Source organism: Microcystis aeruginosa NIES-4325 (assembly GCF_008974145.1).
Taxonomy (GTDB): domain Bacteria; phylum Cyanobacteriota; class Cyanobacteriia; order Cyanobacteriales; family Microcystaceae; genus Microcystis; species Microcystis aeruginosa_G.
On sequence record NZ_BJKP01000010.1, the window covers coordinates 114,595 to 123,180 of the forward strand.

The window sequence follows — 8,586 nt, forward strand, 5'->3', positions numbered from 1 at the left end:
TCCCTCAAGACAATTGCCGAACTGGTCAGGACAAGATAGCGACCCCCAGACAACTGCACTAAAGTGGAAGTGGTCAGAAAGTCTCGATCTTTCCTAACAATCGGATGTCTCAAAGCACTATCGTTGACGAGTCCCTCACCATTAGAAAAAGTCCTGCTGTCAATTCCCGAATTAATCCCTGTTTAATTCGCTTTTGTTATTTTCTGGGAAATTATCTGGTTTTACCAGCTTTTTTCAGCAAAATAACGGTTACGGGCCAGGAAAATATTCCCCTAACGGGGGGTGTCATCTTGGCACCTACCCATCGGTCTCGTTGGGATGCGCTGATTTTACCCTATGCGGTGGGACGCTTAGTTAGTAGACGGGATTTGCGCTTTATGGTTTCCGCTAATGAGATGAAAGGGGTGCAAGGTTGGTTTATCCGACGTTTGGGGGGTTTTCCCGTCAACACCGATCACCCCGGTATGGGTAGTCTGGTGCATAGTGTCGAACTTTTGGCCGAGGGGGAAATGGTGGCGATTTTTCCGGAAGGGGGTATCTGTCGCGATCGAGTGGTTCATCCCCTTAAACCGGGGGTAGCGCGGATCGCGTTGGAAGTTAAGACGATGAAACCCGATGCAGATATGAAGATTTTGCCAGTAAGTATTAGTTATAATCAGCCTTACCCCGGATGGGGAAGCGAAGCGAGAGTAAATATCGGTCAAGGGATTAATGTGCTTGATTATCAACAAAACTCGCTAAAACGGGAAACTGTCCGCTTAACCAAAACCTTGAGCGATCGCTTAAAACTTCTCCACGAGGATCAATCACCTCAATAAGCCGTTGACTATCTACCCCATGAGTGGGATTTCAGGGACTTAGTTAATCTTAAACTTCTTAGTCTAACTATTTTTAAGTAAAAAAGTGGCTTTTCTGGTTTAAATAAGTAATATCTTGGTCTTTTCTACTTCTGACTCCTGAATACTGCCTCGGAAACCCCTCAGATCGGTGCAGATGTCCGATTATTGCAGGAGGTCTAATGATAGAATGGGCATCAGCGAAAGTAGTTTGTGAGCGAAGTGATCCGATGCAGTTCCAAATCCAGCCAGACAGTGAAATACCCGCCTCTAAGCAATTATTTGACCAAATTCGCTTCGCTATCGCCTCTCGTCAATATCCACCAGGACATCGTTTACCTAGTACCCGTCAACTAGCTATGATCACGGGATTACACCGTAATACGATAAGTAAAATTTATCAGCAACTGGAAGAAGATGGGTTAGTAGAATCCATAGCAGGTTCGGGGATTTATGTCAAGGCTCGCGGGCATGAAAACGATAATTTATCGGGTTCGCCCCTATTGGAACAAAATCCAGAAATAGGCCGACTAATTCGCCAGAGTTTGGCTGGTTTTCTCGCTCAAGGTTTAACTTTAGAGCAAATTCGCGAGTTATTACTGGCGGAAATCGATTGGCGATCGCAGTGTAGTTCTCAAGTTCTTGTCACCATTCCCCGTCACGATTTGGGTGCAGGAGAACTAATGTTGAGAGAATTAGAGCAATCCCTCAAAATTCCCGTCCAATTAGTGGCAATGGAGGATTTAGCCCAAGTTTTAGCCAATACTAAATCTGCTACTGTTGTCACCAGTCGCTATTTTATCAGTGTGGCGGAGGAAATTGCCGCTCCTTTTCACCTACGAGTCATTCCCATCGATATCTATGATTACAGCAAGGAATTGGCATTAATCAAAAAATTACCCACCGATAGCCGCTTGGGGATTGTCAGTATTAGCACTGGTATTATTAAGGTGGCCGAAGTTTTAATTCATAGTTTACGGGGCGATGATTTATTAGTTATGTCCGCCCAAATTCATGAAACGGATAAGTTAAGAGTTTTAGCCCGAACTTCCCAGACAATTATCAGCGATCAAGCGAGTTATACTGTAATTAAAAATCTGATTAATGAAGTGCGATCGGATTTAATTCGTCTGCCAGAAATTATCTGTAGTGATAATTATATTGGGGATAAATCAATTCAATTGCTCAGACGAGAATTAGGATTAGGTGGTTAGAGGATAAGCTTATATCTGTCCTCAATACCAGATTAGGTCATACTTCATCTTGATGAGAAAGACTGTAATCAAAGTTACTTAATTGAATAATATTGGCTCTCTTATTCTTTGTGTGATAAGTTTAACTTATATAGTAGTGATCGATCTTTGTGTCCTTTGTGTCTGGAGTGGTTCGTTCCACTCACTAGACTGCACATCAGTTTTTCGGTGAGATGCTTACAGGCAGCTGCTGATATATATGTAATAATTGTCGGTATTTCTGCAAATCTGAGATGCACCCATAATATTAATCTATGCTGCCAATCGAGTCAGAAAAATTTAGTTTACTCTATGGTTCCTATTGACAATGATCTAGAGCAAGTCGAGAATAAAAGCAAAAAAAACTTTTAAGAAGTATTAATTTTTTAGTACAATGGGGTAAGGATAGGGATAAGCTCAATTTTTCACTCTCGGACGAGGCTAAATGAAAAGTGCTGACTGTTTAACGGTATCCCCCGGGGAACCGCTTACCGATTGGCAAAAACTGGGATTAGATTTGGTGGCTCGTTGGCAAGGACGAGATGTTATCCTAGCGATCGATCTTACCGGTAGTGTTAACTTTAATGATGAAGGACGCACGCGCCTCGGTCAAATTATTCGCGATAGTTTAAAAAATAACGATTCCGTTTATTTAGTCCCCTTTGCTGATAATGTTCAACCGATTGCAGAACCGATTTTAATTCGGAGTCAGGAAGATATAGACGCGGTTTTAAAAGCTATTCCTTGGCAATCTAGCCAAAGTGCTAAAAATACCGATATTCAGCGCGCAGAATGGCACGTTTATACTCAACTGGCACGCTTAAATCAGTGTCGTTTAGCTGCCAATCAAGCTATCAAACCCCAGTCGGTAGTTTGGATTACCGATGCACCCCTTTCTACTGGTGCGGGGATTACTTCACAACAGTGGATAGAAACCCCAAAAAATAGCCCTTTTCGTCTTGCTGACTCTCCCGAAAGCTTGGAAAGACAAAACTGGCTTAATTCCCTACCAATTAATCTAAGAACCCAAGAAATTACCGCCACTAACGGCAATAAATATAAACTATCAGTTGTCGATATTGCTCCCACAGCACAGGAGTTCTGCACTCCCGCACCGGGAGGACAAGAAACCTGTTTGATTAATCCTTATCTCTTCAGTCAGTTATGGTTGCCAGCATTGGTAATTACATTAACGGGAATTGGGGGAATAGTAGCGAGTATTTTTGGAATTCGTCACTGGTGGCGGTTAAATACTGCTTGGACTATTGAAGTCTCATCTGATCAGGATGAGGATGAAACCCAAAAATATATTTTAAAAACATCCGGAAAAATTAACATCGGTGGTGAAGAACACAAGAAGAATACCTTTTCTCGTGCCGGGGAAGAAATTCGCTGCTACTTAGAAAGACGCGGTAATCAGTTATATCTGAAACCCACTCGACAAGCGGAGATTTTTTATCGAGGTAATCAACTAACTCAGGAGGTGAAGATAGATAAAAATTCCCTAACTTTAACTTATCACCATAACCATCAAGATTTCGACCTACAAATTCAGATTAGCAAAAAATAACTCAGGAGATTTAAACCATGGCTAACACCAGTCAAACCCGCGCTATCAAACGGACAATTATCATCGGATTAGGTGGTACTGGTCGAGATGTGTTAATGAGAATTCGTCGCTTTATTATTGATAAGTATGGGAAGTTATCTAACCTACCCGTTGTCAGTTTTGTTCATATTGACACAGACAAAAATGCTTTCAATGGTTCGGGTTTACCCACAGGAAATAGCTATCACGGGGAAGAAATTCTTCTATCAGCTGCTGAAAGAGTATTCATTAATATGAATGCTCAGGATGTTAACAATCTAATCTATGAACTTGAACACCAAACCCTTTTTGAAAGTCCCTTTTCCCATATTGAAAGCTGGTTAGACCCAAGACTAAAAAAACAAATAACTTCCATTGAAAATGGTGCGGGAGGAATTCGTCCCGTCGGTCGTTTAGCTTTCTTCCATAACTATCAAAAAATTCAAGAGGCAATTGAAGCAGCGGAAAGACGAACTTCTGGTCATGAATCCTTTATGTTTAGCGGTAAAGTTAACGGTCAAAGTTTTAATGTCCAAGAGGGGTTAAATGTCTTTATTGTCGGTTCTTTGTGTGGGGGAACTGGTAGCGGTATTTTCCTCGATGTGGCCTACACTTTGCGTCATATTTTACAACAAACCAACGAATATACATCCTTTGGTTATTTGGTAATTAGTCCTAAACTTTATGGTGATGGGGCAATTATGAGAGCTAATACCTATGCAGCTTTGAAAGAGTTAGATCATTATACCAATGAAAGTAATTCCTTTCAAGCCTGTTATGATAAACAAAATTTCGTCCACATCGATGAAAAACGTTCTCCTTTTGATTTTGCCTACTTAGTTTCTAATCGCACTGCGGGAGATTACCAGATTAATAACAAAGGTAAATTATGTAATGTCATTGCTTACAAGATTTTCTTGGATTTTGCCGATGAGTTATCTCTCCCCATCAAAAGAAATCGGGATAACCATAAAGACCCGATGATTCGTAAAGATAATCATCCTTTTCAGATGTGTCAAGGTTATATGTCCTTTGGACTAGCGAGGATTTATTTTACTCGCGACCGAATTGTGCAGATTGGTCTCAATCGTTTTAGTCTCAAATTAATTAAATTTTGGTTAGAGGGATATGGTCAAAGTCCCAGTGGACAAGAGTTATTAAGTAAGTTCCTAGCTAATTGGAGTACCCAAAGTAATAAGGATTATTTTACTGCCAGATTGGAAGAAGCAACCCTAGAGAATAATAAAACTTTTTCTAAGACTTTAACCGCTTGGAAAAATTCCCTAGAGGAAGAAATATCCAATAGTCAAGATTTGGAGAATTTACCCCAAACCGTCAAGCAATCCCTAGAAAAAGAGTTTCGCAAAGTACAAGGAGGAGAAACAGATAGCAGTCGCGGAATCTGGTTAACTCTGACCCAACAAACTCAACCTAAGTTAATCGAAAATTTTAAGTCAGATATTGACCAATTTTTGGAGATTCTTCTTAATCCTGATAGCTTAGAATTTTCTTTGGAAAATAGCCTATCTTTTTTGGTCGCTTTACAAGTACAGATTAATACCTACAAGGGGAATCTAGAGGAATTATCTCAGGATAATAAAGGGTTTCATTCCTCGGAAAAAATCGATAATATTTGGCGAAATGTTAAACAAACTCTCGAAGATATAAACGGGAAAAAGTCTGTCTTCAAGATGTTCAATAAAAATGCCAATAGTGAGAGAATCAAGTCCGAGTTAAGAGACTACGTTCAAAGCGGACAAAAATTAATTCAGCATAACTTTAATTTCAGCATCAATCGCGAATCCAGAAAGATTGTTGAAGCGATTCTCAAGCATATTTCTAGTCGAATGCTGCAGATACAACAACTGAAAGAATCCCTATATCAGCTAATCACAGAATACGATAAATACGAACAGGAGTTAATGCAGTTAAATCTCGACGAGATGACTGGGGAAGGTATTTTCCCAGAGGAGAATATTGATAACTGTATCCCTGACAGTAACTCCCGAACTCAATATATTTCCGTTAGCCAAAAAGTCACCAATAATTTAGGCTATAATACTTCCCTATTCAGTTTATTTAGCCAATCTTTTGTTATTGATAATGAAACTCTCAAAGAGACCCTAACAGCAACAATCGAGAAACAGTTTCAATCAGTAAGCACTAATAAAATTGATGCAGTAATTAAGCGATTTATGGGTCAATATAAACCCCATGATTTTCCTGAACGCTTGGCGCAAATTCTGCGAGAAGCTGATTTAATGTTACCGATAAATGTTAATGATGCTTACTATCGCTTGGAACCAGATAAAGCATTACTAATTGGGACTAAGGATGATAATTCACCCACCATGCAAAGATTTATGAAGACTCTCGAATCTGATTTAAATATTAATCTGGGGACTTCTTTTGAATCAATTCAAACCGACGAAGAAATCCTAATTACCTACGAGTTTGGTGGGTTTCCCCTAAGAATCATTACTGATTTATCTGGGTTGCAAAAAATCTATCAAGACCAAAAGAGAATCAGCATTTTACACAACGATTACAGGATAGATTTTGCTGATATTATTCCACCACCTGCCAAATTAATTGAGGAATTAGAGTTTATTTTCTATCCCGCAATTGCTCTCGGTTTACTAGAATACGATGAGGAAGATGATACTTATCAATTAGTCATCGAAGGCGATTTATTTAACAATAAGTCCATCATTGACATTAGCGGTAATTGGCGACTTGCCTTAGAACAATTTGCTTCTCGTAATGACCTGATTAATGCTTTACAGATACTGCTTAATCAGGCAAAAAATAAGATTTTGGCTAATCCTCCCCTATTATTTACTAACGAGGGTGATTATTTCCAGAACGTCAGCTATTTTGTCAACAATGTCAAAAATTTACCTGACCATCACCCCAATTATCGCTACAAAAATAAGGTAGCTGGACAAGATGGAAATCATATACAGGAGGCAAAAGAAGGAATTATCACCCGTTTTGTTAATCAACTAAAAATGGAACTAGAAAAACGTGCTGCTGAACAGAAAAAACTCGAAAGACAACAGCAAAAGCAACAAACTTTACTGGGAACAAACAATAACATTAGTCAACCCAGTTTACCCGCAGAGGTTAGCACTACTGATGAATGGTCAAATTAATCAATCTTAATAATGTTTCCCCAGCTATCTGAGGAAACATTCATCCCCAACTCTCTCTATCAACCACAATTCGAGGTATCCAATAACTATCATGGCATTACTTAACCTTTTTCCTCCCTATCTGATTGTTTTAACTCTAGTCTTGGTTATTTTTCCCACCGTCTTAGCTGTGGGAATCCGGATTGCTCTCTATAAATATCTCCAAAAGTCAACCGCAAAAGTCAAGCGTTTAATTCGGGGAGAAAGTCGCGGGGTTCAACCTAAAATTATTTCTAATCTAGAGAATAGATTTAAGATAGCCAGTAGTCAACTAGATGATGTTAATACCGCAGCTTTGGTAGATGGTTTATACCATGAAGAACAATTTACTTTTATGTCTAAATCCCTCAGCTGCGAGAAATGGGATTATTTTGTAAGAGTGTTACCCAATCTCCTCCTCGCTTTTGGTTTGTTGGGAACTTTCTTCGGAATTACTCTCAATCTGACGGGAATCAGCACACTTATCGATATTAATAATGTCGATTTGCAAAGTTTAGGAGAAAAGCTCAAAACTCCCCTAGAAAGTATGGGGATTGCTTTTATCACTAGCTTAATTGGTTTAGCTTGTAGTTCTTTACTGACTGTGATTAACTTAATCTTTAATACCAACCTTGCTAAAGTAAATCTAATTAGTTCCCTAGAAGACTATTTAGATAACATCTTGCAGCCGACTGTAGAAGGGAATAGTCGCTTGGATAAAGCGGTTAATCGCATGGTGGAGAAACAAGAGGAATTTCTAACTAACTTTCATGATAAGGTGACGAAAGTATTAGAATCTTCTTTAGGAAAAGTTGCTAAAAAAATTGATGATGGTAATCAGGAAACCGCTAAATTAGTCACCCAGGTTTGTGAAAGATTAACTGAAACCGCAGGAACTTTATCTACCGGTGCATCGACTTTTAAGAGTTCTACGAATAGTTTTGAAGAAAATGTCAACAAACTATATAAGGTAATTCACCACGAAAACTTTGTTAAATATGGTCAAAGTTTGGATGACTGCGTTAGTAACTTTAAATCGACAGTTGATAAATTAGTTAATAGTCAAGTTACTGATAATTTAGTCGCAACTTCTGAAAAGTTATATTCTACTCATGCTAAGTTATGTCTGACAGTGGAACATATAGATAGTTTAACTAAATTGATGAGTCAAGCAACAGATAGTGTTCATAATACTTTCAAAAGCTTGGTAAGCGTAGAAGCGGAAATTAAAAATTTAGGACAGTCTTCTCTATCAATTCGTAAAGAAAGTCAAAATTTAAACATTGTTCTCAATGAAAGGACTGAACAACTACTTATTTCTCTTCAGTCAATCCAAAACAATTTATTAGAAACTACTCACAATATTAACAATAACTCAGACCAATTAACTGCTTTAGGCGACCGGTTAAGTCGATTAATTTCTCAAGAAGTTGGCCGTAATAATTATCAAGGAGAAGTTATTGCTGAGAAAAGTCAGCAAACAGTCAGTTATCTCAGAGATATACAAGCCATCTTAAACCAAATTATTAATCTTAGCAATCAACAGAAAAATTCTTTTTTATCTGAGATGGAAAAAGAAATCAATCAAGTATCTGATAGTATCAAAAAACCATTCTAAGCAATTATGTCTAGACGTACCTACTACCGGGATGAAGATAAATCGGTGGATGTTTATCCCGCATTTACCGATTTAATGTCCAATGCTTTCATGATTCTGAGTTTATTTCTCCTCTTGGCACTTTTTCAGTCCTATAATC

General features: G+C 38.5%; 5 protein-coding genes. All 5 read left to right on the top strand.

What is annotated here, in order from left to right:
• The first annotated feature begins 104 nt into the window (after positions 1 to 104).
• Entirely contained in the window at positions 105 to 818 is a 714-nt protein-coding gene (locus MiAbW_RS07905) for a lysophospholipid acyltransferase family protein (RefSeq protein ID WP_151695644.1), read from the top strand.
• 200 nt (positions 819 to 1,018) lie between these two features.
• The gene (locus MiAbW_RS07910) at positions 1,019 to 2,050 is read left to right on the top strand and encodes a GntR family transcriptional regulator (protein ID WP_151695645.1); all 1,032 of its coding nucleotides are present in this window, start codon (positions 1,019 to 1,021) and stop codon (positions 2,048 to 2,050) included.
• A gap of 463 nt (positions 2,051 to 2,513) precedes the next feature.
• A complete protein-coding gene (locus MiAbW_RS07915; protein ID WP_151695646.1) occupies positions 2,514 to 3,638 on the top strand; it encodes a vWA domain-containing protein in 1,125 nt (374 codons plus the stop codon).
• A 17-nt stretch (positions 3,639 to 3,655) separates the two neighbouring features.
• Positions 3,656 to 6,811, top strand: coding sequence for a tubulin-like doman-containing protein (locus MiAbW_RS07920; protein WP_151695647.1), 3,156 nt, complete (start codon positions 3,656 to 3,658; stop codon positions 6,809 to 6,811).
• A gap of 91 nt (positions 6,812 to 6,902) precedes the next feature.
• Positions 6,903 to 8,447 carry a methyl-accepting chemotaxis protein gene (locus tag MiAbW_RS07925; protein ID WP_151695648.1) on the top strand — a complete coding sequence of 515 codons (1,545 nt, stop codon included), beginning with the start codon at positions 6,903 to 6,905 and terminating at the stop codon, positions 8,445 to 8,447.
• Positions 8,448 to 8,586 lie beyond the last annotated feature (139 nt).

Bases quoted from the DNA above. Each gene is read 5' to 3' on its own strand.
- MiAbW_RS07920 (WP_151695647.1), top strand. From the start codon at position 3,656: ATGGCTAACACCAGTCAAACCCGCGCTATCAAACGGACAATTATCATC.
- MiAbW_RS07915 (WP_151695646.1), top strand. From the start codon at position 2,514: ATGAAAAGTGCTGACTGTTTAACGGTATCCCCCGGGGAACCGCTTACC.
- MiAbW_RS07905 (WP_151695644.1), top strand. From the start codon at position 105: ATGTCTCAAAGCACTATCGTTGACGAGTCCCTCACCATTAGAAAAAGT.
- MiAbW_RS07910 (WP_151695645.1), top strand. From the start codon at position 1,019: ATGATAGAATGGGCATCAGCGAAAGTAGTTTGTGAGCGAAGTGATCCG.
- MiAbW_RS07925 (WP_151695648.1), top strand. From the start codon at position 6,903: ATGGCATTACTTAACCTTTTTCCTCCCTATCTGATTGTTTTAACTCTA.